This window comes from Salinarimonas sp. (assembly GCF_046292825.1).
Lineage (GTDB): Bacteria > Pseudomonadota > Alphaproteobacteria > Rhizobiales > Beijerinckiaceae > Salinarimonas.
This window is the reverse complement of record NZ_JBKBQG010000037.1, coordinates 1-25,788: the sequence shown is the minus strand read 5'-3', so window position 1 is coordinate 25,788 and position 25,788 is coordinate 1. Positions and strand designations below refer to the sequence as shown.

The 25,788-nt window shown below is 70.2% G+C and carries 25 protein-coding genes; 12 read left to right on the top strand and 13 right to left on the bottom strand.

Annotation, left to right across the window (positions count from 1 at the left end; translation table 11 throughout):
* Positions 1–28 precede the first annotated feature (28 nt).
* Positions 29–1,261 (bottom strand): cell division protein ZapE, encoded by a 1,233-nt coding sequence (gene zapE, locus ACK4UM_RS15955; RefSeq protein ID WP_409800946.1) that lies wholly within the window; start codon positions 1,259–1,261, stop codon positions 29–31.
* A 329-nt stretch (positions 1,262–1,590) separates the two neighbouring features.
* Between zapE and ACK4UM_RS15950 the strand changes: the two genes are divergently transcribed.
* Positions 1,591–1,911: a hypothetical protein gene (locus ACK4UM_RS15950; RefSeq protein WP_409800944.1), complete on the top strand. Its 321-nt coding sequence runs from the start codon at positions 1,591–1,593 to the stop codon at positions 1,909–1,911.
* Between the two features lie 64 nt (positions 1,912–1,975).
* Here the strand turns inward: ACK4UM_RS15950 and ACK4UM_RS15945 are convergent, their stop codons facing one another.
* The 9 genes from ACK4UM_RS15945 to ykgO form a co-directional block, all read right to left on the bottom strand.
* Positions 1,976–2,590, bottom strand: a complete 615-nt coding sequence (locus ACK4UM_RS15945) for an AprI/Inh family metalloprotease inhibitor (protein ID WP_409800942.1) — start codon at positions 2,588–2,590, stop codon at positions 1,976–1,978.
* Positions 2,591–2,806: 216 nt separating this feature from the next.
* Positions 2,807–3,589: a succinate dehydrogenase iron-sulfur subunit gene (locus ACK4UM_RS15940; protein WP_409800940.1), complete on the bottom strand. Its 783-nt coding sequence runs from the start codon at positions 3,587–3,589 to the stop codon at positions 2,807–2,809.
* A complete protein-coding gene (locus tag ACK4UM_RS15935; protein WP_409800978.1) occupies positions 3,582–3,728 on the bottom strand; it encodes a hypothetical protein in 147 nt (48 codons plus the stop codon). Before ACK4UM_RS15935 ends, ACK4UM_RS15940 begins: the two co-directional genes overlap by 8 nt.
* Positions 3,729–3,742: 14 nt before the next feature.
* Positions 3,743–3,976 carry a DUF433 domain-containing protein gene (locus tag ACK4UM_RS15930; RefSeq protein ID WP_409800939.1) on the bottom strand — a complete coding sequence of 78 codons (234 nt, stop codon included), beginning with the start codon at positions 3,974–3,976 and terminating at the stop codon, positions 3,743–3,745.
* Between the two features lie 25 nt (positions 3,977–4,001).
* Positions 4,002–5,831 (bottom strand): succinate dehydrogenase flavoprotein subunit, encoded by a 1,830-nt coding sequence (gene sdhA / locus ACK4UM_RS15925; protein ID WP_409800937.1) that lies wholly within the window; start codon positions 5,829–5,831, stop codon positions 4,002–4,004.
* Between the two features lie 15 nt (positions 5,832–5,846).
* Positions 5,847–6,251: a succinate dehydrogenase, hydrophobic membrane anchor protein gene (sdhD, locus tag ACK4UM_RS15920; protein WP_409800935.1), complete on the bottom strand. Its 405-nt coding sequence runs from the start codon at positions 6,249–6,251 to the stop codon at positions 5,847–5,849.
* An 11-nt stretch (positions 6,252–6,262) separates the two neighbouring features.
* A complete protein-coding gene (gene sdhC, locus ACK4UM_RS15915; protein ID WP_409800934.1) occupies positions 6,263–6,673 on the bottom strand; it encodes a succinate dehydrogenase, cytochrome b556 subunit in 411 nt (136 codons plus the stop codon).
* A gap of 185 nt (positions 6,674–6,858) precedes the next feature.
* A complete protein-coding gene (locus ACK4UM_RS15910) occupies positions 6,859–7,524 on the bottom strand; it encodes a tetratricopeptide repeat protein (protein WP_409800932.1) in 666 nt (221 codons plus the stop codon).
* A 99-nt stretch (positions 7,525–7,623) separates the two neighbouring features.
* Positions 7,624–7,749, bottom strand: coding sequence for a type B 50S ribosomal protein L36 (gene ykgO, locus ACK4UM_RS15905; RefSeq protein WP_409800930.1), 126 nt, complete (start codon positions 7,747–7,749; stop codon positions 7,624–7,626).
* A gap of 419 nt (positions 7,750–8,168) precedes the next feature.
* Here ykgO and ACK4UM_RS15900 point away from each other — a divergent pair, with 419 nt between their 5' ends.
* The 8 genes from ACK4UM_RS15900 (at position 8,169) to ACK4UM_RS15865 (ending at position 16,808) form a co-directional block, all read left to right on the top strand.
* The gene (locus tag ACK4UM_RS15900; RefSeq protein WP_409800928.1) at positions 8,169–9,395 is read left to right on the top strand and encodes a pyridoxal phosphate-dependent aminotransferase; all 1,227 of its coding nucleotides are present in this window, start codon (positions 8,169–8,171) and stop codon (positions 9,393–9,395) included.
* Between the two features lie 121 nt (positions 9,396–9,516).
* Positions 9,517–10,725 carry a two-component system sensor histidine kinase NtrB gene (locus tag ACK4UM_RS15895; RefSeq protein ID WP_409800926.1) on the top strand — a complete coding sequence of 403 codons (1,209 nt, stop codon included), beginning with the start codon at positions 9,517–9,519 and terminating at the stop codon, positions 10,723–10,725.
* Positions 10,726–10,776: 51 nt separating this feature from the next.
* Complete coding sequence (locus ACK4UM_RS15890) at positions 10,777–11,391, top strand: response regulator transcription factor (protein WP_409800924.1); 615 nt, start codon at positions 10,777–10,779, stop codon at positions 11,389–11,391.
* The gene (locus tag ACK4UM_RS15885) at positions 11,388–12,218 is read left to right on the top strand and encodes an EndoU domain-containing protein (RefSeq protein WP_409800976.1); all 831 of its coding nucleotides are present in this window, start codon (positions 11,388–11,390) and stop codon (positions 12,216–12,218) included. Before ACK4UM_RS15890 ends, ACK4UM_RS15885 begins: the two co-directional genes overlap by 4 nt.
* Positions 12,219–12,332: 114 nt before the next feature.
* Positions 12,333–12,719 (top strand): response regulator, encoded by a 387-nt coding sequence (locus ACK4UM_RS15880; RefSeq protein WP_409800922.1) that lies wholly within the window; start codon positions 12,333–12,335, stop codon positions 12,717–12,719.
* A gap of 398 nt (positions 12,720–13,117) precedes the next feature.
* Entirely contained in the window at positions 13,118–13,831 is a 714-nt protein-coding gene (locus ACK4UM_RS15875) for a helix-turn-helix domain-containing protein (RefSeq protein WP_409800920.1), read from the top strand.
* Between the two features lie 516 nt (positions 13,832–14,347).
* Positions 14,348–15,427 carry an AbrB family transcriptional regulator gene (locus tag ACK4UM_RS15870; RefSeq protein ID WP_409800918.1) on the top strand — a complete coding sequence of 360 codons (1,080 nt, stop codon included), beginning with the start codon at positions 14,348–14,350 and terminating at the stop codon, positions 15,425–15,427.
* A 286-nt stretch (positions 15,428–15,713) separates the two neighbouring features.
* Positions 15,714–16,808, top strand: a complete 1,095-nt coding sequence (locus ACK4UM_RS15865) for a TRAP transporter substrate-binding protein (RefSeq protein ID WP_409800916.1) — start codon at positions 15,714–15,716, stop codon at positions 16,806–16,808.
* A 100-nt stretch (positions 16,809–16,908) separates the two neighbouring features.
* On the opposite strand, the gene ACK4UM_RS15860 is transcribed toward ACK4UM_RS15865, so the two are convergent.
* On the bottom strand, positions 16,909–17,763 hold the full coding sequence (locus tag ACK4UM_RS15860) for an outer membrane protein (RefSeq protein ID WP_409800914.1): 855 nt from the start codon (positions 17,761–17,763) through the stop codon (positions 16,909–16,911).
* A gap of 88 nt (positions 17,764–17,851) precedes the next feature.
* Positions 17,852–18,799 (bottom strand): sugar phosphate isomerase/epimerase family protein, encoded by a 948-nt coding sequence (locus ACK4UM_RS15855; RefSeq protein ID WP_409800912.1) that lies wholly within the window; start codon positions 18,797–18,799, stop codon positions 17,852–17,854.
* Between the two features lie 201 nt (positions 18,800–19,000).
* Between ACK4UM_RS15855 and lepA the strand changes: the two genes are divergently transcribed.
* The gene (gene lepA, locus ACK4UM_RS15850) at positions 19,001–20,806 is read left to right on the top strand and encodes a translation elongation factor 4 (protein WP_409800910.1); all 1,806 of its coding nucleotides are present in this window, start codon (positions 19,001–19,003) and stop codon (positions 20,804–20,806) included.
* 6 nt (positions 20,807–20,812) lie between these two features.
* Here the strand turns inward: lepA and ACK4UM_RS15845 are convergent, their stop codons facing one another.
* Positions 20,813–21,712: a DMT family transporter gene (locus ACK4UM_RS15845; protein ID WP_409800908.1), complete on the bottom strand. Its 900-nt coding sequence runs from the start codon at positions 21,710–21,712 to the stop codon at positions 20,813–20,815.
* A gap of 426 nt (positions 21,713–22,138) precedes the next feature.
* Here ACK4UM_RS15845 and ACK4UM_RS15840 point away from each other — a divergent pair, with 426 nt between their 5' ends.
* Entirely contained in the window at positions 22,139–23,671 is a 1,533-nt protein-coding gene (locus ACK4UM_RS15840) for a malonate--CoA ligase (protein WP_409800907.1), read from the top strand.
* A complete protein-coding gene (recQ, locus tag ACK4UM_RS15835; RefSeq protein WP_409800905.1) occupies positions 23,668–25,488 on the top strand; it encodes a DNA helicase RecQ in 1,821 nt (606 codons plus the stop codon). The genes ACK4UM_RS15840 and recQ overlap by 4 nt, the downstream gene beginning before the upstream one ends.
* The last annotated feature ends 300 nt before the right edge of the window (positions 25,489–25,788 follow it).

Sequence of the window (25,788 nt, the reverse complement as noted above, 5' to 3'; positions counted from 1 at the left end):
GCGGGGTCGCTCCTGATCGTGGGCCCGCTCAGGTCTCCACCAGCCCCGTCGTGTCGTCCGAGGCGCGGGAATCGGGGCGGCCGTGGGGGAGGGCGAGATAGGCCTCCGAGCGCATCTCGACGAGGCGCGACACCGTGCGGTCGAACTCGAAGGCCTCGCGGCCGGTCGCGGCGCGGTAGAGCTCGTGCGGCTCGGCGGCGGCGGAGGCGAGGAGCTTGACGCGGTTGTCGTAGAGCGCGTCGACGAGCGTGATGAAGCGCTTGGCCTCGTTGCGCTGGGGGAGGTCCATCACGGGGATCGCCTCGAGGATCACGGTGTGGAAATCCTGGGCGATGGCGAGATAGTCGGAGGCGCCGAGCGGCTGCGCGCACAGATCGGTGAAGGAGAAGCGCGCGACGCCGCCCGCAGCCTGCGGGACCGGCACCGCGCGGCCCTTGACCGCGATCGCGATCGCCTCCCCGCGGGCGCGACCGGCGAGCTTGGCGAAGGCGGAATCGAGCGCCGCCCTCGCGGCCTCGTCGGCCGGCACGTGGTAGACCGGAGCGCCGGCGAGCTTCTCGAGGCGGAAATCGGTGCGCGCGTCGAGGCGCACGACGTCCATATGCGCGGTGAGCGTCTCGATGAAGGGCAGGAAGAGGGCTCGGTTCAACCCGCCTTCGTAGAGGCGCGCGGGCTCGACGTTCGAGGTCGCGACGACGGTGACGCCATGGGCGTAGAGCGCGGTGAACAGGCGGCCGAGGATCATCGCGTCGGCGATGTCGGTGACGGTGAACTCGTCGAAGCAGAGCACCCAGGCTTCTTCCGCGATCGCGGCGGCGACCGGCTTGATCGGATCGTCGCCCTTCACCCGCCCGGCCTTGAGGTCCGCGCGCCAGGTATGGATGCGCCCGTGCACGTCCGCCATGAAGGCATGGAAATGCGCCCTGCGCTTGCGGCGCACGGGCAGCCCCTCGTAGAAGAGGTCCATCAGCATCGTCTTGCCGCGGCCGACCGAGCCCCAGACGTAGAGCCCCTTGACGGGGACGATCGCCGCCGCGCGTCGGCCGAACAGCCAGCCGAGCGCCGAGCCCTTGCGCGCGAGGCGGCGCTCGCCGAGCGCTGCCGCGAGCCGGTCGAGCCGCGCGACGAGGGCGGCCTGGGCGGGGTCGCGCTCGATGTGGCGGGCCTCGACATGCGCATCGTAGCGTCGGCGCACGGGGCCCGCCGTGGACGCGTCGGCGCGCGCTCCGTGGCTCGGGGGAGGGGGTGGCGAATGGTCCACTGGCCTACTCGTCTCTGGCCTACTCGTCTGCGTTTCGGCGTCGAGGGTCGGCGCGCCGCCCGCATCGGCAACGGCGCGGCCCCCGCCCGCGATCCGCGCGATGGATCTAGATCATTTGCGCGCCGCTGGGAACTCCGCTGCCGCACGAGCGTTGCAGTTGACGGAGGGGTTCGGTCGCGCCGCGATCGAGCACGCCTTCGACCTCAATTCCCCGCCGATTTCTGGGATTTGCGCGCGCCGACCATTTCGTCATGGAATTGCCGCAGGCGCGTGCTATCCCTCTCGACAGTTGCAGATGCCCGATTCGGGACGGACGAGGAGGCCATGCCATGCAGACGACCACCCAGACGGTGACCTCTGCCGCCTGCGCCGCGATCGCCCGCGCCCCGTCGCGCCTGACCTCGCGGCCGATCGCGTCGCGGGGCTTCAACCTGTTCCGCCGCATCGACGCGCCCGAGCTGATCTGCGCCGTCCCGGACGACCGCGCGGTGCCGGGCTTCATCACGAGCGAGGGTTGGGCCTTCGTCGAGCGCGTGGAAGCGGGCGAGCCGCTGCCGCAGGGCTTCGACGCTCATGCGGCGGACGCCGTGCTGGCCTGGAACGGCTTCTATCTCTTCGAGAGCTGGCTGAGCGCGCGCGCGTCGCTCTGACGCGTCCGCCCGCGCACGCGTCGTCCGCCGACGGAGCGCGCGCCCTGCACGGGCGCGCTCGTTCTCAACGCGCGAGCGCCACCGGCGCGCCGGAGCGCGAGAGCACGCCCTGCATCGAGCCGGTGCCGGCGCGCAGGCGCGCGGCGACGGCGCCGCCCTGGCGGTAGAGGAAGACCTCGTCGTTGCGCAGGTCCCACGCGCTGACGCGCGACATGTCCTCGTTCTGGCAGCCCGACGTCGAGGCGCGATAGAGATCGAGCGAGGGCGTCGAGGAGAGCGTCACGCGGCAGGTCGTGCCGCCGGGCTCGCTCACGCGCCAGGTGCCGACGAAGCTCGTGCGGGTGAGCCGCGAGGGCGTTGCCGCCGGGGCGGGCTGCTGGGGCAGGGCGGCGACCTGCGGCGAGGTCGGCACGTCGGAGATGATCGGCCCCTGCCCGGCGAGCGCCCCGCCGGGCATGCCCGTGGCGCCGGGAGGCGGGGCGAGCTCGCTCGCTTCGACGACCCCCGTCGGCGCCGCGATGCCGGGCGTCAGCGGCTGGGTCAGCGGGGTCTGTCCGGCGACCACGCCGCCGCGCGGGGCCGGCCCGCCGCCGAAGCGTGCGGTTTGGCAGGCGCCGAGCGCCAGCACGCAGGCGGCGACGAGCGAGAGGCGCAGGAGGCGAGGAGCGGTGAGCGTCATCGTGTCCAAATCCGTTGCGGACGCGGCGAAAGCCGCGATCGTGCGAGGCGGCGGGCCGCCGTCCGTGAGACTAGCCGATCCGGGTTCACGCTTCATGAACCACGATCGGCGCCCGACCGCAAACGCCAAATGGCCGCGCGTCGACGACGGACGCGGCCATTCGGCTCGGGAGTGTTGCCGGAATGCAACGCGCGAGGGCGCGCGCTCGCGTGCGGCTCAGACGTGGCGCGTCACCATCATCTTCTTGATCTCGGCGATCGCCTTGGCCGGGTTGAGGCCCTTGGGGCAGGCGTTGGCGCAGTTCATGATCGTGTGGCAGCGATAGAGCTTGAAGGGGTCCTCGAGCCCGTCGAGCCGCTCGCCGGTCATCTCGTCGCGCGAGTCCGCCAGCCAGCGATAGGCGTGCAGCAGCGCCGCGGGGCCGAGGAAGCGGTCGCCGTTCCACCAATAGGAGGGGCAGGCCGTCGTGCAGCACGCGCACAGGATGCACTCGTAGAGCCCGTCGAGCTTGAGCCGGTCCTCGGGCGTCTGCTGCCATTCGCGCTCGGGCGCCGGCGTCTGCGTCTGCAGCCAGGGCTCGACGGAAGCGTGCTGGGCGAAGAACTGGGTCAGGTCCGGCACCAGATCCTTGAGCACCGGCATGTGCGGCAGCGGGTAGATCTTCACCGCGCCCGAGCCGCACTCGTCGATGCCGCGCGTGCAGGCGATGGTGTTCTGCCCGGCGATGTTCATCGCGCACGAGCCGCAGATGCCCTCGCGGCAGGAGCGCCGGAAGGTCAGCGTCGGATCGATCTTGTTCTTGATCCAGATGAGCGCGTCGAGCACCATCGGACCGCAATCCTCGCGATCGACGAAATAGGTGTCGATGCGCGGATTCTCGCCGTCGTCCGGGTTCCAGCGATAGATCCGGAACTCCTGCAGCCGCTTGCCGCCGTCCGGCTTCGGCCAGACCTTGCCCTCGCGCATCTGCGAGTTCTTGGGGAGGGAGAATTCAGCCATTTGACGAGTCCGATTGCGAGCGGTTTACGAGCGGGAGGACACGCAGACGCGCCCGAGCGGTATAGCCGACGCGCGACCAATGAACCGCATCGTGGCCGGACGCGGCGAGATGCTCTGCCCATGCTGGAGAGAGGTTCATGTCGATGACGAGCCTCATTGCGCCGGCGCGAGATCGATCTCGCGCTCTTGGGCGAGCCATGCGGCGTAACGCATCGCCTCCAGCACGTCCTCATGCTCGAGATACGGGTAATCGGCGAGGAGGCGATCGACCGGGACGCCCGCGCCGATCTGCCCGACGATCATGCCGACCGTGACCCGCATCCCGCGGATGCAGGCCTTGCCGCCCATGAGGGCGGGATCTCGGGTGATGCGGGGGAAGTCGGCCATGTCGCGCTCCTCGCCTCTCCTTCCGTCAATACACGCGCGCCTTGGGCGCGATGTATTCGATCTCGTTCGAGAGCGTGTAGGTGTGCACCGGGCGGTCGTCCATCGTGACGGTGCGCTTCTCCTCGTCGAGGAAGGCGAGGGTGTGCTTCATCCAGTTCTTGTCGTCGCGATCCGGATAATCCTCGCGGGCATGAGCGCCGCGGGATTCGGTGCGGTTCGCGGCCGATTCCATCGTCACCACGGCTTGCGTGATGAGGTTGTCGAACTCGAGCGTCTCGATCAGATCCGTGTTGAAGATCAGCGAGCGGTCCTTGGTCGAGACGTCGTCGATGCCGCTCCAGACCTTGGCGATGAGGCCGCGGCCCTCCTCGAGCACCTCGCCGGTGCGGAAGACGGCGCAATTGTTCTGCATCGTCTTCTGCATGTCGAGGCGCAGCTCCGCCGTCGGCGTGCCGCCGCTCGCGTGGCGGTAGCGGTCGAGGCGCGAGAGCGCGAGATCGGCAGAGCCCTTGGGCAGGCTCGGCTGGTTCTCGCCCGGCTTGACGATCTCGGCGCAGCGCAGGCCCGCCGCGCGGCCGAAGACCACGAGGTCGATCAGCGAGTTCGAGCCGAGACGGTTGGCGCCGTGGACGGACACGCAGGCCGCCTCGCCGATCGCCATCAGGCCCGGCACGACGGTATCGGCATTGCCGTCCTTCTTGGTGAGCACCTCGCCGTGGAAGTTCGTCGGGATGCCGCCCATGTTGTAATGCACGGTCGGAAGAACCGGGATCGGCTCCTTCGTCACGTCGACGCCCGCGAAGATCTTGGCGCTCTCCGAGATGCCCGGCAGGCGCTCGTGGAGGATCTTCGGGTCGAGATGGTCGAGGTGGAGATAGATGTGGTCCTTGTCCTTGCCGACGCCGCGCCCGCCGCGGATCTCCATCGTCATCGCGCGCGAGACGACGTCGCGCGAGGCGAGGTCCTTGGCGGACGGCGCATAGCGCTCCATGAAGCGCTCGCCCTCGGAATTCGTCAGGTACCCGCCCTCGCCGCGAGCGCCCTCGGTGATGAGGCAGCCCGCGCCGTAGATGCCGGTCGGGTGGAATTGCACGAATTCCATGTCCTGCAGCGGCAGGCCCGCGCGCAGCACCATCGCGTTGCCGTCACCCGTGCAGGTATGGGCGGAGGTCGCCGAGAAATAGGCGCGCCCGTAGCCGCCGGTGGCGAGGATCACCATCTGCGCGCGGAAGCGGTGGATCGTGCCCGTCGTCATGTCGAGCGCGACGATGCCGCGGCAGCGACCCTCCTCGTCCATGATCAGGTCGATCGCGAAGAACTCGATGAAGAAGTTCGTGTCGTTCTTCAGAGCCGCGCCGTAGAGCGTGTGCAGGATGGCGTGGCCCGTGCGGTCGGCCGCCGCGCAGGTGCGCTGGGCGGTGCCCTGGCCGTAATGGGTCGTCATCCCGCCGAAGGGGCGCTGGTAGATCGCGCCGGCCTCGGTGCGCGAGAAGGGCACGCCCCAATGTTCGAGCTCGTAGACGGCGGCGGGCGCCTGGCGGCACAGATATTCGATCGCGTCCTGGTCGCCGAGCCAGTCCGACCCCTTCACGGTGTCGTACATGTGCCAGCGCCAATCGTCCTCGCCCATGTTGCCGAGCGCGGCCGAGATGCCGCCCTGCGCGGCGACCGTGTGCGAGCGCGTGGGGAAGACCTTGGTCACGCAGGCGGTGCGCAGGCCGGCCTGCGAGCAGCCCACCGTCGCGCGAAGCCCGGCACCGCCGGCGCCGACGACCACCACGTCGAAGGTGTGGTCGGTGATCGGATAGGCCGCGCCGTTCACGTTGGGCGCGCTCGTCTGTCCGTTGGTCGCCATGATTCGTTCGTCTCCTCAGAGCGCAGCGCGCAGGCCGACGGTCAGGATCGCGTAGAGGCAGGCCGCCGCGATCAGGAACGCGAAGAAGGTGTTCGCGATGAGCGCGGCGATCTTCGCGCCCTTCCCGTGGACGTAATCCTCGATCACGATCCGCAGGCCGTGCGCCATGTGATACGTGACCGATACGACGAAGAGCCCGAGCAGGATCGCGACGAGCGGGTGCGACACGATCGCGACCGCCTCGGCATAGGGCCGCCCGGCGACCATCGCGACGATCACGACGAACGGCAGCACGAGCAGGAAATTCGATACCGCCGAGACGCGGTGGTGCCAGAAATGGTCGGTGCCGGAGCCGGAGGCGCCGAGCCCCTTGGCGCGGGCGATCGGGGTGCGCAGCGAGCGGGTGTTCGAATCTGCCATCAAAGCCTCCCTCAGCGCGCGATCAGGCCGACGAGCCAGACGAACAGCGTGAGCCCGATCGAGCCCGCGAGCGTCAGCTTGGCCAGCAGGAAGCGCTGCTCGGGCTCGTAGCCCTTGCCGAAATCCCACACGAAATGGCGCACGCCGCCGAGCATGTGGTGCATCAGCGCCCAGGTATAGCCGAACAGGAGGAGCCAGCCGATCGGCGAGCCGAAGAAGGCGCCCGCGCGGGCGTAGGCCTCGGGGCCGGACGCGAGGGAGACCAGCCAGAAGGCCAGGAACAGGGTGCCGACATAGAGAGCGACGCCCGTGGCGCGATGGAAGATGGACATCGCCATCGTCCAGGTCCAGCGATAGATCTGAAGATGCGGCGACAGGGGCCGGGGACGGGGTGCCGCGGCGCGTGCCGTTGGCGTCTCCATGGGCTCTCACTCCTCACGCGCGGCCGCGTTGCCGCAAGAAAGTCTTCGCGCTGCACGCTAACTAGACAAAGCGCGCGCGCCCGACAATGCGGCATGGCCCGCGTCGTGTTACAATTTCTCTAAAGTGTCATCGCCACCATGCGACATTCGTCGAACGGCGGGTCCGCGGGCGGGAAGGGGGGCGTTCAGAGGTCGATGCCGTCGACGTTGCGCTCGAGGCGGTCGACCACGGCCCGGATCCGCGGCTGGTGGGGATGGGCGTCGAGCGCGCGGCGGAAGCTCTCGAGCGCGCCCTCCTCGTCGCCCGCGCGCAGGAAGATGCCCCCGAGCCCCGTCCACGCGGCGTAGTGGCGCGGCTCGAGCGTCAGCGTCCGGTAGATGTCGGCGACGGCGGCGATCGGGTCTTCCATCACCATGAAGGCCATCGCCCGCCGGTGCCACGCCTCCGCCCAATCGGGCTCCAGGGCGATGACGCGGTCGATGAGCTCGATCGCCAGCGCCGCGTCGCTCTCGCGCATCGCGTCCTGCGCGCGCCGCATCAGGAGATCGGCGGTGTCGGAGCCCGAGCGCATCCAGCGGCGCTGGATCAGGAGCGCGACGCCGCGCGCCTCGCTCTCGTTCTCGGCCTCCGCGAGGCGGCGATAGAGCCGGTCGAGCTGCGGATCGCGGGAGGAGGGGGCCGCCTCGCTGCCGATTTCGCTTCCGACATCGCCCCCGATTTCGCCGTCGACGATCGCGGGCTCGTCCAGGAGCGGGAGCGCCTCCGTCGGCGCCTGCGCGACGGCGGCGCCCGCGGCGAGACCCGAGGCGGCGAGCGTGGCGAGCAGGCGATTGGGCAGACGAAAGCGCATGCGGAATCGTCCCCGATCCCGCATGCGCCGTCAAGACGAACATGGTCGCAGGCGCGCGATGCCGCGGCCGAGGGCCGGGGCGCGAGCCGCCCGCGCGCCTCAGCCCTGGCGGGCCTTGAAGCGCTTCTGCGTCTTGTTGATGATGTACACGCGGCCCTTGCGGCGCACGATGCGGTTCTCGCGGTGGCGCGCGACCAGGGCCTTGAGCGAGTTGCGGATCTTCATTGTCTTCACTCCGATGTCGCGCCGTCGGGCGCGACGTCCATCTGTCCGTTCGAGAAGGGCCCCGCTGCCCGCGACGTGCGACGCTTCCGAACGCCGATCCCGAGGAGAGGGCCCTCGCGAGAGACGAAAAGGAGCGCGCGCACGCGGCGCCCGCGTGACGTTGCGCCGGGAGTTAGCCGAAAGCGCCTGCGCGGTCAACACGCGCGGCCTGCGTTCGGCCTGCGATCGCCCGCGCGGACGCGCGCGCGTCCGCGCGGGCCTCGCATCGTCGGCGCGCGCCTCGCATCAGCGTCCTTCATGAGCGGCCTGCGCATCTTTGATGAGTCGCGCGCGCCGCGAGCGTGTATGGTCGCGCGCGCCGGCCCGCTCGATTCCGCGGCCCGGCATCCCCCCGCACGACGACCCGAGCGACGAGAGACATGACCGACGACACGATCGAGAGCCTGCGTATCGAGGCCCGCCGCGCGCCGACGAGCGGCATCGTCGACACCGTGAATTACGGACGGCTCGTGCCGGGGCTGATTCCGCTCTGGGTCGGCGAGGGCGATCTCCCCACGCCCGCCTTCATCGCGGAGGCGGCGACGCGCTCGCTCGCGGCGGGCGAGACCTTCTACACCTGGCAGCGCGGCGTGCCGGAGCTGCGCGCGGCGATCGCGCGCAGGATGAGCGCGATCTACGGCCGCACGCTCTCGCCCGAGCGCTTCTTCGTGACGAGCGGCGGCATGCACGCGGTGCAGATCGCGATGCGCATGGTCGCGGGCGCCGGCGAGGAGGTGATCGTGCCGACCCCCGCCTGGCCGAACTTCGCCGGCGCGCTGACCGTGTCCGGCGCGACGCCGGTCGAGGTGCCGATGGATCCCTCACCGGAGGGCTTCTCGCTCGATCTCGCCAAGCTCGAGGCGGCGATCACGCCGCGCACGCGGGCGATCGCGCTCAACAGCCCGGCCAATCCGACCGGCTGGACGGCGACGCGCGCCGAACTCGGCGCGATTCTCGAGATCGCGCGGGCACGGGGGCTGTGGATCGTCGCCGACGAGATCTACCACCGCTTCGTCTTCGACGCGCGCGTGCGCGAAGGCGAGCGCGCCGCCTCCTTCCACGACGTGCGCCGGGAGGGCGACCGGATCCTGTTCGTGCAGACGCTCTCCAAGAACTACGCCATGACCGGCTGGCGCATCGGCTGGCTGGAGGCGGACCCGGAGCTCGGCCAGACGATCGAGAACCTGATCCAATATTCGAGCTCGGGCACGCCCGTCTTCGTCCAGCGCGCGGCGGTCGCGGCGCTCGATCACGGCGAGGGCTTCGTCGCCCACCAGATCGCCCGCGCGGTCGAGGGGCGCGCGCTCGTCTCGCAGGCGCTCGCGCGCGTGCCGGGGCTCACCTTCGTGCCGCCGCCGGGCGCCTTCTACGCCTTCTTCGGTCTCCCCGGCGCGGACGCCCCCGCGCTCGCCCGTCGCATCGTCGACGAGGCCCGAATCGGGCTCGCGCCCGGCACGGCCTTCGGGGCGGGCGGCGCGGGATTCCTGCGGCTGTGCTTCGCGCGGCGCGCCGAGGACCTCGCCGCGGCGATGGAGCGCCTCGTGCCGGTCCTGAACGCCGCCGCCGCCGAGGGCGAGCGCAGCCGGCCCGTGCAGGTTCGCGCCTGAAACGAGCGCGAAGGGGCGGCGCCTGTGCAAATACGCAAAAACGCGTAGGAACTTCTTGCATCGGGAGCGATCGCGGCGTTAGTTTCACGAGATTGAATATACGAAGAGCGTGGGGGAGGTCATGCACGACAGGTCGCAGGAGGACGACGGCGCCCGCGTCGTCCTCGGCTCCGTCTCCGACGCGCGATGGGCGAGCATCCTCAACACCGCCGTCGACGGCATCATCGTCATCGACGAGGATGCGCGCATCATGATCTTCAACCGGGCCTGCGAGCGCATGTTCGGCTATTCGGCGGCCGAGGTCGCCGGGCGCAACGTCTCGCTCCTGATGCCGCCCGAGCACGCCCAGACGCACGACGCCTACCTCTCGAGCTATCGCCGCACGGGCCACGCCAAGATCATCGGCATCGGGCGCGAGGTGCGCGCCCGCCACCGCGACGGCACCTTCTTCCCGATCGATCTCTCGGTGGGCGAGGCGGAGACGCCGGACGGGCGGCAATTCGTCGGCATCCTGCGCGATCTCACCTCGCGCAAGGACGCCGAGCGCCGCCTCAACGAGCTGCAGGCGGACCTGATCCGCCTCGCCCGCGTCTCCGCGCTCGACGAGATGGGCTCGGCGCTGGCGCACGAGCTGAACCAGCCGCTCACCGCGATCATGCTCTACCTCCAGGCGGTCGGGCGGGAATTCGCCCGCGCCAAGGAGGCCGGCCACACGGCGGAGGCCGACGGGCGCGCCGAGGCGATCCTCGAGAAGGCCCGGCGGGAGGCGCACCGCGCCGGCTCGATCATCCAGCGCATCCGCTCGCTCGTCGAGAAGCGCGCGCCCGAGCGCAAGGAGGTCGAGCTCAACGCGATCGTGGACGACGCCGTCGACCTGACCGTCATCGGCCAGGACCGCAACGTGACGATCCTGCGCGATTATCAGGCGGGCCTGCCGCTGATCTCGATCGATCCGGTCCAGGTGCAGCAGGTCGTCGTCAACCTCGTCCGCAACGCCTACGAGGCGGTGAAGGGGCGCAAGGGCGGGCGGATCGTGGTTTCGACGGGGGCGGAGGACCGCTATCTCGTCGTCGCGATCGAGGACAACGGGCCCGGCATCCCAGCGGACAAGGTGTCCGAGCTCTTCCAGGCCTTCAAGACGGGCAAGCGCTCGGGCATGGGGCTCGGGCTCGCGATCTCGCGCACGATCGCGCAGAGCCATGGCGGCGACCTCACGGTCGATCCGGGCGGCGAGGGGCGCGGCGCGCGCTTCCTGATCCGCCTGCCGATCGCCGCGCCGGCGCCGGATCGGTTGGAGCAGGAGTGGACGCGGCCGCGTGCATCCGGCTAGGATTTCGCGGCGTGCGCGCGGTGCAGGCGGGGCGGCAACGACGGGGGTAGCATGAGCGGCGACATGATCGAGATGGCGGTGGTCGACGACGATCCGGCCGTGCGCGATTCTCTGGTGACGATCTTCGACCTCGAAGGCTGGCGCACGCGCGCCTTTCCGGACGGAGAGAGCTTCCTCTCCGAGGTGAAGCGCATGAAGATCGATTGCGTGCTCCTCGACGTCCACATGCCCGGCCGCTCCGGGCTCGAGGTGCTCGAAGCGCTCGGGGGTCACAATTACCAGGCGCCCGTCTTCATGATCTCGGGCCAAGGCGACATCCCGATGGCGGTGAACGCCATCAAGGCCGGCGCGCACGATTTCCTGGAGAAACCCTTCGACGCCGAGGAGGTGATCGGGCGCGTGCGCGAGGCGGTGCACAAGCGCCGCAAGGCCGCGGAGAGCGGCTCGAAGCTCGGGCTGCGCTTCAACGGAGCCGATCTCCTCACCCCGCGCGAGCGCGACGTGCTCGAGCAGATCGCCCACGGCGCCTCCAACAAGGAGGCGGGTCGCGAGCTCGGCATCTCGCCGCGGACGATCGAGGTCCACCGCGCGCGCATCATGGAGAAGCTCGGCGCGCGCAACACCGCCGACCTCGTGCGCATCGTCTTCACGGAAGGCGAGCGCTGAGGCCGGCGCGCGCCATCGCCGTCGCCCTCGCGCTCGTCGTCGCGGCGCTCGCCTCGGCGAGCCTCTCGGCGTGCGATCGCGCGCCGCAGGAGACCTCCGGCGAAAGAGCGCCGGGGGAGAGCCGATTCGCTCCCTTCTTCGGCGAGGGCGCCCTGCCGCGTCCGCGCCTGACCGCCTTCGAGGAGGCGCTCCTCGCGATCTGCGGCGAATGGGGCGCGCGTCCGGACCGCGCCGCCTTCCGCGCGCTCCTCGATCGCGACGCGTTCGTCGAGGAGGCGCGGGCGCTCGAGGCGGCGCTCGCCGCCCCGCTCTCGCAGGCGAGCGGACGGGCGCTCGAGGGTGCGCGCTTCCGCGACGCGCTCGCGGGGCTCTGGTTCGCGGAAGGCGGTTTTCGCCACGTCTTCTGCGGGGAGCCGGGCGAGAGCGGCCTCGGCGGGCTGCATTTCCGCGGGCGGCTCGTCGAGATGCAGGAGCGCGGCTGGGGCGGGCGCGCGGCCTGCGACGCCGTTCCCGACCGCCCGCCGACCTACGGCCTCGGCATCGCCTTCCTGACGCCGTCGGGCGCGCGCGAGCAGGCCTGCCCCAAAAGCGTCGCGCTCGATCTCGACGCGCTCTCGATCCTCGTCGAGGCGACCCGCGCGCTCGCGGCGCAGGCGCCGAGCCCGCGGGGGCGGGCGACGTGCCTGCATCGCATGACGACGCCGAGCGGTGCCGAGATCCTCGCCACCTTCGTCGCGCGCGACGGGGCGATCCGCACCTTCTACCCGAACACGGCTCCGCGCTGCCCCGACCGTATGCCCTTGCATACGTGCTTTTGCGATGGTTGAAAGCCGCGCTCACGCAAGGTCATATTCGAGGCTGCCTCCGCCGCCTGCGCGGTAGAACCAAGGGGAAAACCCCTGACTTGATCGCGACCGGGACATCTCCGACATGCACGACGTGTGCCGTGGACAAGACGTGAAGACCCGGCTCGAGGTACGAGGCGCGCGGTGAGGATCCATATCGTCGAAGACGACTACGCCGTACGCGACTCGTTGACGGAGCTCGTTTCGTCGCTGGGATTCTCGGTGCGGGCCTATGCCGACGGCGAATCGCTGATCCGCTCCGGGCCCCCCTCGTCGGCGGACGTCGTGTTCGTCGATCTCGGCCTGCCCGGCATTCCCGGCCAGGAGGTGATCGCCTGGCTGCGGCGTCTCGACGCGCCCCCGCGCGTCGTCGCGATCTCCGGGCGTTCCATCGTGGACATCGAGAAGATGCTCGAGGATCTGCCGGGCCTGCCCCTCCTGCGCAAGCCGCTCGAGGCGGAGTCGATCGTCGCCCATCTCTGAGAGCCTGTGAATCTTTCGAAGGTTGTCATCCCGGGCCGCGAAGCGGACCCGGGACCCATAACCTCGACGACGAGCCCGAGCGCGCATGCCGCGCTCGCTGCTCGACCTTTGCGCAGCTTTCGTTTGAGAAACGCAGCCTACCGGCTGCGACTGAGACGTCGTGGATATGGGTCCCGGATCGCCTTCGGCGTCCGGGATGACACCGCAACGAAAGATTTTCAAACTCCGAGGATTCGCGCGCGGTCCGGCTGACGCAGCGGCGCCGCGGGCGCGCTCCGGCGTTCCCCTCACGGCATCGTGCTTAAGGGCAAGTCCCGATGCGTGGTTCGGGCGCTCGGCGTAAATCCTCGGATCAGCACAGTCCGATCCCCCGGACATCATCCTCCAAGGACCATGTCATGGATGCGCGTCATTTCCGCTCCGAATTCAGCAACGCCAAGTTCGATTCCGGCTGGAGCCTGCGCTTCGACGGCGGTTGCGGAGGCGCGGATCGCCCCGACAAGGGCAAGGTCTTCTCGTATCATCACCGCGCGCTGATCCTCGACGAGGGCGATGCGGCCTCGAGCGTCTACGAGGTGCTCGAAGGCGGCGTGATCCTCTTCAAGCTCCTGCCCGACGGGCGCCGCCAGATCATCGAGGTGCTCGGCGTCGGCGACGTGTTCGGGCTCGCGCCGACCGCCGTCTCGGACGTCGCCGCCGAGGCGCTCACCGAGGTGCGGGTCGCCGTCTACGACAAGCGCTCGATCGACACCGACGCGACCCTGCGCGACCGCCTCTTCGCCCGCTTGCGCGCCCAGATGTGCGCTCTGCACGATCATGCCCTCCTCCTCGGCCGCAAGTCGGCGCAGGAGCGGGTCGCGACCTTCATCATGCGCCTCGTGCCCGGCCGCGGCGGCTATGCCTGCGCCGGCCCCTCGAAGACCGAGAGCGAGACCCGCGTCGATCTGGCGATGACCCGCCAGGAGATCGCCGATTATCTCGGCCTCACCATCGAGACCGTCAGCCGCGCCTTCTCGGCGCTGCGCCGCTCGGGCGTGATCGCCTACGACCGTCAGGACAACGTGCAGATCGCCAGCGTCTGCCGGCTCTGCCGCCTGACCGGCTCGCATTGAGGGTTCCGCGCCGCGCGGTCCCTCGAGACAAGCCCCGCGCCAGCGTCGCGTCTTACACCATCGCGTACTGCTTCCGATCGGGCGCCGGCTCCGGGCGCCGTGTCGTCGGTCTTCGGGCGGTCCGAACTCCCCCGCGCGCCGCTCTCCCGCGCGAGGACCGCCCGAAACGCTCCTTGTTCGGACCGGCGCACGTGCGGCGCCGCGTCCATCCGAGGTTCCTCCCGAGGGACGCGGGCCGTACCCCGTCCCCAACTGCCAAGGCCGCTTCGCGAGAAGCGGCCTTTTCTTTCGCCGCGTCCCGATGGAAAAGAGGACGGGCGGCCGAGATCCCCGTTCGCAGACGGAGATCCTTCCTTCGAAAACGAAGACGCCCGACGCAACTCCCCCGAGATTGCGCCGGGCGTCCGTGACGGTAACCGCCAGGAACAGCGCCCCGTCGAGACGCACATTGGCAGGCTCGCGGGGGGCGGACATTGATCGATCGCAAGGCATGCGAGAAAGGTCGCCGAACGAGCCGTGCTCCGTTTCCCGCTCGAAGCCTATCGCCGCTCGCCGGTCGCCCAGATCGTCCAGATCGCCGTCGCCTATGCGGGCGGGGCGGCGTTCGACGCCCTGGGCATCCCGGCCTCGTGGCTCTCGGGCGCGGTGGTGGCCGTGATCCTGTGGGGGCGGCTCGGACTCGGCGTCGTCATGCCGCGCCCCCTCGCCGAAGCGGCGATGCTGATTTCGGGGATCGTGATGGGCGCCGGCATGACGCCGCAGACGCTCGCCGCGATCGGGCTCTATCCGGCGAGCCTCGCCTTTCTCATCGCCGCGGTGGTCGCGACGACGCTCGCCTCCTCGCTCGTGCTGATGCGAGGCTTCGGCTGGCGTCGCGACGACGCGATCCTCGCGACGGTGCCGGGCGCGCTGACCGCGGTGATGACGATCGCGGCCGAGCGGCGCGCGGACGTCGCCGGCATCGGCATCGTCCAATCGATGCGGCTCCTCTTCCTCCTCATCGTCCTGCCGTTCCTCGTGGCGCTCGCCGGCGAGCCCGGCGGCGCGCGCTTCGGCACCGGCCCGGAGCCGATCTCGCCCCTCGCGCTCGGGGCGCTCCTCGCGAGCGGCCTCGTCGCGGGCGCGCTCTTCGACCGGATCGGGGTGGCGGCCGCGCTCCTCCTCGGGGCGACCGCCGCGAGCGGCGTCCTCTTCGCCTCCGGCACGATCGAGGGGCGGCTGCCGGACGAGGTCGCGACGCTCGGCTTCGTGCTGATCGGCGTCTTCATCGCCCAGCGCTTCAACACGCTCGATCTCGCCTCCCTGCGCAAGCTCCTGTCGGCGGCGCTCGCCGCCTTCGTCGTCGGGATGGCGGTGGCGGCCTCGTTCGCGCTCCTCGCGGTCGCCGTCGCCGGCGCGCCCCCGGCGGATGCCCTCGTCGCCTTCGCGCCGGGGGGGCTCGAGGCGATGATCGTGCTCGCGCTCGTGATGGGGCTCGATCCGCTCTATGTGGGCGTCCACCACATGGTCCGCTTCCTCGGAATCGGCTTCTCGCTGCCCTTCGTCTTCCCCCGGCGCGGCGCCGGATCCGACGCCGATCGGGAGCGCGACGCCTGAGGGCGGAGGGGGCGCGTGCGGCGCCTTCTCCCGGCGTCTTTCGCAACCCGTTTACCTCGCGAGGATCGCGGCATTTTTATCAATACCACTGTGTTGTAATCCGCATGCGCTTTGCCTATGGTGCGCCGGCCTGCGGCTATCGCGCAATTCGCCCCTCTTTCGGGGGAGGAGCGCGGGCGAGGCGCCGTTCGATCGCGGACAAACGAGGAAACGCCGCCGCATCGCGAGAGGTCGCAAGGCGAAGGTCGCCGAGAAGCGTCCCGATAATCGTGGAGGGATAACGAGAATGGAACGTCGTCAGTTTCTCAAGGGTGCCGCCGTCGGCGGCGTAGCCGCCGCCGCGAGCACGCTCGCCGCACCGGCGATCGCGCAGGGCAACATCACCTGGCGCATGGTCACGACCTGGCCGCGCAACTTCCCTGGCCTCGGCGTCGGCGCCCAGCGTCTGGCGGACCGCATCACCGCGGCCTCCGGCGGCCGGCTGACGGTGCAGGTCTTCTCCGCGGGCGAGCTCGTCCCGGCGCTGCAATCGCTCGACGCGGTCATCGACGGCACCGCCGAGATGGCCCACGGCGCGGCCTATTACTGGCTCAACAAGAGCCGCGGTCTCGCCTTCTTCACCGGCGTTCCCTACGGCATGACCTCGCGCGAGCTGACCGCCTGGGTCCGCTACATGGGCGGCCAGGAGCTCTGGGACGAGATCTACGACGGTTTCGGCGTGCAGGGCTTCCTCTCGGGCGACACCGGCACCCAGGCGGGCGGCTGGTTCCGCACCGAGCTGACCGGCCTGTCCGACATCCAGGGCCTGCGCTTCCGCACGCCGGGCCTCGGCGGCCGGGTCTGGGAGATGCTCGGCGCCTCGGTCGTCAACATGCCCGCGGGCGAGATCTTCCCGGCGCTCCAGTCGGGCACGCTCGACGCGGCCGAGTTCGTCGGCCCCTTCAACGATCTCGCGCTCGGCTTCCACCAGATCGCGAAGAACTACTACTTCCCCTCGTTCACGGAGCCGGGCCTCGCGACCGAGCTCGTCGTCGACAAGGCGAAGTACCAGGCGCTCCCGGCCGATCTGCAGGCGCTCGTGCGCGACATCTGCCAGGCCGAGTACGACCAGGTCGCGTCGGACTTCGCGGCGAACGATCCGCGCGCGCTGCAGACGCTGATCAACCAGCACGGCGTCACGATCCGCACGTTCCCGGACGAGATCCTCGAGGCCGGCGCCGACGCCTCCAAGCAGCTCCTCGAGGAGCTGCTCGCGTCGGACGACCCGCTCACCAAGCGCGTGGCCGAGAACTACGTCGAGAGCCTGCGCATCGTCCGCGAGCGCACCGACGGCAACGACACGCTCTTCGTGCAGGCGCGCAAGCGCTTCTTCGAGATCTGATCGCGCGCGTCGCAGACGCTCGTCACGCGGAGGCCCGGGCGAATGCCCGGGCCTCTTTTATTTGGAGGCGGGCACCGCGCCCGCCGCGATGCCGAGGATTTCAGAACTTGTAGCCGATGCCCGCGCGGACGATGTCCCCGCGGAACTGCGCGCGGTAGCCGACCGGTCCAATCGGCAGGCGCCCTTGCACCGTCCGGCTGCCGAGATCGTAGCGCAGGTATTCCGCGCGCAAGAGGATGTTGTCGGTCGCCGCGAACTCGATGCCGCCGCCGATCGCATAGCCGAAGCGTGTCCCGCTCGAGCGGACGTCGAGGCTCTCGCTGCCGCCGAACGGCGTCTCGTAGCCGGTCGAGACGCGCAGGTTCGCTTGCCCGAAGGCGACGCCGCCGGTCGCGTAGACGAGGACGCGGTCGAGCGCGAAGCCCGCGCGGATGCGAGCGGTCCCGAGCCAATCGAGCGATGCGCGCACCTCGTGGCGGATGGGCGTCTCGGCGATCTGGAGACCGCCGCCGCCCGGATTGAAGAAGTCGGTCAGAACCCGCCGATCCACCCGGCCCGTGGCCGAGCCCTGCAGGAAGGACGCGTCCACCTCGCCGCCGAGCACGAAGGCGCCGAATTGGTGCGTGTAGCCGGCATGGATGCCGCCGACGACGCCGTTCTGGCGACCGCGGAAGTTCTGGGTGACGACCGGGATGAAGCCGTCGGGCTCGTAGGTCCCGTTGCCGATCTGGCCGACGAAGTTGAACTGATTCGGGTCGGTGACCGTGCTGCGCCGATCGAGATCGGCGCCGGCCCATCCCACGTGGCCGCCGACGTGGAAGCCGGTCCAGGAGAAGGCGGCGGGTGCGGCGAAGGTCGGAACGCCGGGTGCCGTCGCGCGCATCGGGAGATCGGCGGCCGCGGCGAGCCCGACCGAGCTCAGGAGGGCAACCGTCGCCAGTGAGAGATATTTCATGATGAGTTGTGTCCTTGTCGTGAAGGAGACTCACGCTAGCAGATCGAGCCGGCGCGAGGCTGTAGCCTCGGCGCAACACGACGGCGCCTCATCCGACAAGATTAATCGAAGGTTGAAAACTCGCAGTCGCTTTTCTCAATCTGCGCGCGAAGCCGCCGACGCCAGCGCGCGCGCCGCTTGGAGCGTCTGCGCCGCCTCCTCGCGGAAGCTCGACGGCAGCTCGATCACGAACGCCGTCCCTGGCTCGAAGCGCGCCTCGCGCATCAGAGCGTCGAAGGGGATCGCCCCCCAGCCGAGCGGGAGGTGGAGATCGCCCAGGCCGAACGCGACGCGCTCCGCCTGCGAATAGGCCCAGAACGTCTCCTCCCGGCCGCCCGAAGCTGTCGTGGAGATGGACGTGGCGGGACACCCGCGCGAGCGCGAGCGCCTCCGCGAGCGGATCCCCGCCGCAGGCGCCGGCATGCAGGAAGCCGTGGCTGACATCGAGCGTCGCGCGCACGTGCTCGTGGCCGATCGCGGCGATCTCGCGGGCGAGGCGGGACGGCGAGGCGGTGTGGTGGTCGGGCTCGAAGGGGAAGATGTTCTCCACGCAGATCGTGCAGTCGCGCGCCTGCGCCTCGAGGCCGAGCCGGGCGAGCCATTCGCGCTGGCGGGCGTAGCGGTCCTCGATGTCGGGCGCATCCGCCCGGCAGAAGCCGGTATGCATGACGACGTGGCGCGCGCCGATGCGTGCGGCGACGTCGAAGGAGGCCACCGCCACGTCGAATTGGAGCCGCAGATGCTCCGGTTCGCCCATGAAATTGAGCCCGATCGCGGCGTGGACGCTGTAGGCGAGCGGCCTGCCGGCGCAGGCGGCGACGAGCCGGCTCGTCGGCCCCGGCAGGATGCGGCCTCCCGCGATCACGCACAGCGCGATGAGCGGGATCTCGGCGAGATCGCAGCCGAGCGCCTCCAGCCGGTCGAGCTCGTCGGCGAGGTCGCGCCCGTCCCCGTGCGCCACCTCCGCGCTCATCCCCACCTCGATCGCTGCGCCCATCGAATCGCCTCCCTCTCCGTGCGGGACGAGAGCACGATGCCACGACGGCGGGATGAAGGCGCGGCGGCTTTCGCCTCAGCGGTCGCGCCCGCGTCCCCCCGTCCCCTTGGCGAAAGCGGGCGCGGCTGCTATCTCCCGCTCAGCGAAACGACACGACTTTCAGCGCGGCGGCCCCGCGCCAGACACGAGCGCAAGATCCGCATGAGCGCCAGGACCATCGACAACATCCGCAATTTCTCGATCGTGGCGCATATCGACCACGGCAAGTCGACGCTCGCCGACCGCCTGATCCAGGCGACCGGCACCGTCGCCGATCGGGACATGCAGGAGCAGATGCTCGACAACATGGAGATCGAGCGCGAGCGCGGCATCACCATCAAGGCGCAGACCGTCCGGCTCGAATATCAGGCCAAGGACGGGAAGACCTACATCCTCAACCTGATGGACACGCCCGGCCACGTCGATTTCGCCTACGAGGTCTCGCGCTCCCTCAAGGCCTGCGAGGGCTCGCTCCTCGTCGTGGACGCCTCCCAGGGCGTCGAGGCGCAGACGCTCGCCAACGTCTACCAGGCGCTCGACGCCGACCACGAGATCGTCCCCGTCCTCAACAAGATCGACCTCCCCGCCGCCGAGCCGGACCGGATCAAGGAGCAGATCGAGGACGTGATCGGTCTCGACGCGTCGCAGGCCGTGCCGATCTCGGCCAAGACCGGGCTCAACATCGATCTCGTGCTCGAAGCCATCGTCGCGCGGCTCCCCCCGCCCAAGGGCGACCGCGAGGCGCCGCTCAAGGCGATGCTCGTCGACAGCTGGTACGATTCCTATCTCGGCGTCATCGTGCTCGTGCGCGTGATGGACGGCGTGATGCGCAAGGGGCAGGCCATCACCATGATGGGCACCGGCGCGCAATACGAAATCGACACGATCGGCGTCTTCCGGCCGAAGATGGAGAAGCGCGAGGAGCTCGGCCCCGGCGAGGTCGGCTTCATCACCGCCTCGATCAAGGAGGTCGCGGACACCCGCGTCGGCGACACCATCACCGAGGTGAAGCGCCCGACGGCCGAGGCGCTGCCGGGCTTCAAGCCCGCGCAGCCGGTGGTGTTCTGCGGGCTCTTCCCCGTCGACGCCGCGCAATTCGAGGATTTGCGCGCGGCGATGGGGAGGCTGCGCCTCAACGATGCGAGCTTCTCCTACGAGATGGAGAGCTCGGCCGCGCTCGGCTTCGGCTTCCGCTGCGGCTTCCTCGGGCTCCTCCATCTCGAGATCATCCAGGAGCGCCTCGAGCGCGAGTTCAACCTCGACCTCATCTCCACCGCCCCGTCGGTCGTCTACAAGCTCACCCTGCGCGACGGCGAGGAGGTCGAGCTGCACAACCCGGCCGACATGCCGGACGTGATGAAGATCGAGACGATCTCCGAGCCCTGGATCCGCGCCACCATCCTCACGCCCGACGACCATCTCGGCGCCGTGCTCAAGCTCTGCCAGGATCGGCGCGGCGTGCAGATCGACCTCAATTACGTCGGCAAGCGGGCGATGGTGGTCTACGACCTGCCGCTCAACGAGGTCGTGTTCGACTTCTACGATCGGCTGAAGTCGATCTCCCGCGGCTACGCCTCGTTCGACTACCAGATCACCGATTACCGCGAGGGCGACCTCGTGAAGATGTCGATCCTCGTCAATGCGGAGCCCGTCGACGCGCTCTCGATGCTCGTCCACCGCACCCGCGCCGAGATGCGGGGCCGGGCGATGTGCGAGAAGCTCAAGGACCTCATCCCGCAGCACCTCTTCCAGATCCCGATCCAGGCGGCGATCGGCGGGAAGATCATCGCCCGCGAGACGATCCGGGCGCTGAGGAAGGACGTCACCGCCAAGTGCTACGGCGGCGACGTCTCGCGCAAGCGCAAGCTCCTCGACAAGCAGAAGGAGGGCAAGAAGCGCATGCGCCAGTTCGGCCGCGTCGAGATCCCGCAGGAGGCCTTCATCGCGGCGCTCAAGATGGATTCGTGAGGGCGCTCAGGCGGCGCTCCACAGGAGACCGCCGACGCCCGCGACGATCAACGCCATCCCGAGGATCTCCTTGCCGCTGACGCTCTGCGCGAAGAGCCGCCGCGAGACGACCTGCGCCATCACCACCTCGACGAGGGCGAGCGTGCGCACGTTCGCGGCGCTGGTCAACGCGAAGCCGATGAACCAGAATTGCGAGGCGAGCGCGCCGAGAAACCCCGCCCCGGCGGAGGCGCGCCATTCCCGGAAGGATGCCGTCAGCGCGCGCCGGTCGAACAAAGTGAGATAGACGAGGAGGATCGCGGTCTGCACCGCGAGCGCCACGACGAGGGCGGCGGTCGCCCGCATCGGGAACGAGCCGTCCTCGAAGGCGAGGATCGCGCCGCGGAAGGCGGTCGCCGACAGGCCGAACAGAGCCCCCGCGCCGATGCCCATCAGGACCGGCCGCAGGCCCCCGCCGGTGAGCGAGCCCGGCTTGTGCGAGACGACGATCACGCCCGCCGTCGCGACCGCGATCGCGACCATACTCGCCGCCGTCAGCGGATCGCCGAGGACCGCGATGGCGAAGACCGCCGTCTGCACGGGCTCGGTCTTCATGTAGGCGACGACGACCGAGAACGCGCGCTCGCGCATCGCCGCGAGCATCAGGGCGGTCGCGCCGATCTGCGCCACCGCGCCCGCCACGACGAACGGCCAAAAGCCCTCGCCCGGACGCGGCAGCGCCTCGCCGGTCGCCGCGACGAGGATCGCGAGGAACAGGATCGCGAAAGGCAGGCCGTAGAGGAAGCGCACCTGCGTCGCGCCGATCGTCCCGATCCGCTGCGTCAGATCCCGCTGCAACGCGTTGCGCGCCGTCTGCGCGGCGGCTGCGGCGAGGGTCGCGGGGATCCACAGGAGGGAGAGGTCCATTCTCGGGTGCTTACAGGGGCCGCGAGGGGAGGGGAAGAAGAATCCCTCCCCGTAGGGGAGGGTGGCCTCGGAGCGAAGCGAAGGGGTCGGGTGGGGCCCGACGCTCGCAGGATGATCACCACCCGGGCCCCACCCGGCCTTTCTCGCTCGCGCTCGAAAGTCCACCCTCCCCTCCGGGGAGGGATTCGCGCGCCTCTCCCTCCCCGTAGGGGAGGGTGGCCTGCGAGCCGAAGGCGACGCAGGTCGGGTGGGGCCCGACGCTTGCAGGATGATCACCATCCGGGCCACACCCGGCCTTTCTCGCTCGCGCTCGAAAGTCCACCCTCCCCTATGGGGAGGGAGGGAGAGCGGGCGATCCCCGCCTTGACGCGGGGCGCGGGAGATTGCACGCCTGTCGGCCGAGACGAACGCGCGACGAGACGCCCGATGCCCTCCCACCTCTACGCAGAGATCGAAGCCGCCGCGCGCGATCCGGACAAGGTCCTGATCGAGACGCAAGACGGGCGGGCGATCACCTACCGGCAAGCCTTCGCGCACGCGGGGCGCTTCGCGAATGCGTTGCGGGCGCTCGGCGTCGAGGTCGGCGATCGCGTCGCGGTGCAGGTGGAGAAGAGCCCGGAGGTGATCCTCCTGCTGCTCGGCTGCCTGCGCGCGGGCGCCGTCTTCCTGCCGCTCAACACGGCCTATACGCCGGCGGAGCTCGATTATTTCCTCTCCGATGCCGAGCCCGCGCTCCTCGTCTGCGATCCCGCCGCCAAACCCGCCCTCGCCGAGATCGCGACGCGGCGCGGGGTGGGCGCGGTCGAGACGCTCGACGCGCGCGGGGAGGGCAGCCTCGCGGACAAGGCGGCCGCCGCCTCCCCCGATTTCGCCGATGCCGAGCGCGGGCCGGACGATCTCGCGGCGATCCTCTACACGTCGGGCACCACCGGGCGCTCGAAGGGGGCGATGCTCACCCACGAGAACCTCGCCTCGAACGCCCGCACCTTGCGCGACACTTGGGCCTTCACCGCGCGCGACGTGCTGATCCACGCGCTGCCGACCTTCCACACGCACGGGCTCTTCACCGCGACGAACACGATCCTGTTCTCCGGCGCCTCGATGTTGTTTCTGCCGAAATTCGACGCCGACGAGATCCTGCGCCTGATGCCGCGCGCGACCTCGATGATGGGCGTGCCGACCTTCTACGTGCGCCTCCTCCAGCACGAAGGCCTCACAAGCGAGGCGACCGCCCATATGCGGCTCTTCGTGTCGGGCTCGGCGCCGCTTCTCGCGGAGACGCATCGCGCCTTCGCCGAGCGCACCGGGCATGCGATCCTCGAGCGCTACGGCATGACCGAGACCAACATGAACACCTCGAACCCCTATGAGGGCGAGCGCATCGCGGGCACCGTCGGCTTCCCGCTTCCGGGGATCGACCTGCGCGTCGTCGACCCGCAGACGGGGGAGGGGCTCGCGACCGACGAGATCGGCATGATCGAGGTGCGCGGGCCCAACGTCTTCAAGGGCTATTGGCGCAATCCCGAGAAGACGAAGGCCGAGTTCCGCGAGGACGGGTTCTTCGTCACCGGCGATCTCGGCAAGATCGACCCGCGCGGCTACGTCCACATCGTCGGGCGCGGCAAGGACCTCGTCATCACGGGCGGCTACAACGTCTATCCCAAGGAGGTCGAGAGCGAGATCGACGCGCTGCCCGGCGTGGTCGAGAGCGCGGTCTTCGGCGTGCCCCATCCCGATCTCGGCGAGGGGGTGACGGCCGCGATCGTGCTCGAGCCCGGCGCGTCGCTCGACGAGGCGCAGGTGAAGGCCGCGCTGGCCGACCGCCTCGCCCGCTTCAAGCAGCCCAAACGCGTGATCGTCCTCCCGGAATTGCCCCGCAACACGATGGGCAAGGTGCAGAAGGCGGCGCTTCGCGAGCGTTACGCAGGTCTCTACGCGGGCGGCGGCGCGGCCGGATGAGCGCTGCGACCTCGCCCGCTCTGCTCGCCGTCCTCAAGGACGTCTTCGGCTTCACGGCGCTCCGCCCCGGCCAGGCGGAGGTGGTCGAAGCCGTGATGGCGGGCACGGACGTGCTCGCGGTGATGCCCACCGGCGCGGGCAAGTCGCTCTGCTACCAGCTCCCCGCCCTCATGCGCGAGGGCCTCGCGCTCGTCGTCTCGCCGCTCATCGCGCTGATGCGCGACCAGGTCGCGCAATTGCGGGCGAACGAGATCGAGGCGGGCGCGCTCAATTCGGCGAACGACGAGACCGAGGCCGAGCGCGTGCGCGAGGCTCTGCGCGAGGGCCGGCTCAAGCTCCTCTACGTGTCGCCGGAGCGGCTCGGCAGCGAGGCGTCGGTCTCCTGGCTCGCGCGGCGCGGCGTGTCGCTGCTCGCCATCGACGAGGCGCATTGCGTCTCGCAATGGGGCCACGATTTCCGCCCCGATTACGCCCGCCTCGGCGAGGTCCGCGCGCGGCTCGGCGCGCCGCAGACGATCGCGCTCACCGCGACGGCGGACGCCGCGACGCGCGAGGACATCGCCGCCCAGCTCTTCCCCGAGCGCCCGCGCGTCTTCGTCCACGGCTTCGACCGCCCCAACATCCGCCTCGCGATGGCGGCCAAGGAGAACACCAAGCGCCAGCTCACCGACTTCCTCGACCGCCACCGCGAGGAGACCGGCATCGTCTATTGCGCGACGCGCGACAGCACCGAGAAGCTCGCGGCCGCCCTGAAGGAGAAGGGCTATCGCGCGCTTGCCTATCATGCCGGGCTCGATCAGCGCGTGCGCCAGAAGAACCAGGACGTCTTCCTCCAGGAGGACGGCATCGTGATGACGGCCACCGTCGCCTTCGGCATGGGCATCGACAAGCCGGACGTGCGCTTCGTCGCGCATGCGGCGCTGCCGAAGACGATCGAGGCCTATTACCAGGAGATCGGCCGCGCGGGCCGCGACGGCGCGCCCGCCGACACGCTCACCCTCTACGGCATGGACGACATCCGGCTGCGGCGCATGCAGATCGAGCAGAGCGACGCGCCCGACGAGGTCAAACGCGTCGAGCGGCGCCGGCTCGACGCGCTCGTCGCGCTCTGCGAGGCGCCGCGCTGCCGACGCCAGACGCTGCTCTCCTATTTCGGCGAGACCTCCGAGCCCTGCGGCAATTGCGATCTGTGCGAGGGTGGGGTGAGCCTGTTCGACGCCACCCGCGAGGCGCAGATGATCCTCTCGGCGATCGCCCGCACGGGCCAGCGCTTCGGCGCGGCGCACGTGATGTCGGTGCTGGTCGGCGAGGAGACGGAGGCGGTCCTGCGCCACGGCCACCAGGGGCTGAAGACCTTCGGGGTGGGGCGCGATCGGCCCAAGACGCAATGGCGCTCGCTGATCCGTCAGGTCTACGCGGCCGGCCTCGTCTCGATGGATGTCGCGGGCGCGGGCGGGCTCTCGATCACCGAGCGCGGGGACGCGGTCCTGCGCGGACGCGAGACGCTGACCTTGCGCGCCGACACGCTCGAGCGCCCCTCGAAGCGCCGCCGGGCCGAGCGCGCCGCCGTGGCCGCCGAGGCGGCGGGGCTTTCGGCCGACGATCCTGTGCTCAAGGCGCTCAAGGCCTGGCGCTCGCAGACCGCGCGCGAGCAGGTGGTGCCGGCCTACGTCGTCTTCACCGACCGCACCCTCATCGACATCGCCACCCGCCGCCCCCGCGACGAGACGGCTCTGTCCGCCTGCACGGGTGTGGGTGCGGCCAAGCTCGAGCGCTACGGCGCGGCGGTCTTGCGGGTCGTGGCCGAGGCCGACTGAATCCCTCCCCGTAGGGGAGGGTGGCCTCGGAGGCGAAGCCGAACGAGGTCGGGTGGGGCCCGGGCGGAGATTTCGCGGCAAACGTCGGGCCCCACCCGGCCGTTCTCGCTTACGCTCGAACGTCCACCCTCCCCTGCGGGGAGGGATGGGAGCGCGTCCTCCCTCCCCGTAGGGGAGGGTGGCCTCGGAGCCGGAGGCGAACGAGGTCGGGTGGGGCCCGGGTGGAGATTTCGCGGCAGGCGTCGGGCCCCACCCGGCCGGGGGGGGGGGGGGGCGGGGGAGGGGGCACCCCACCCCGGG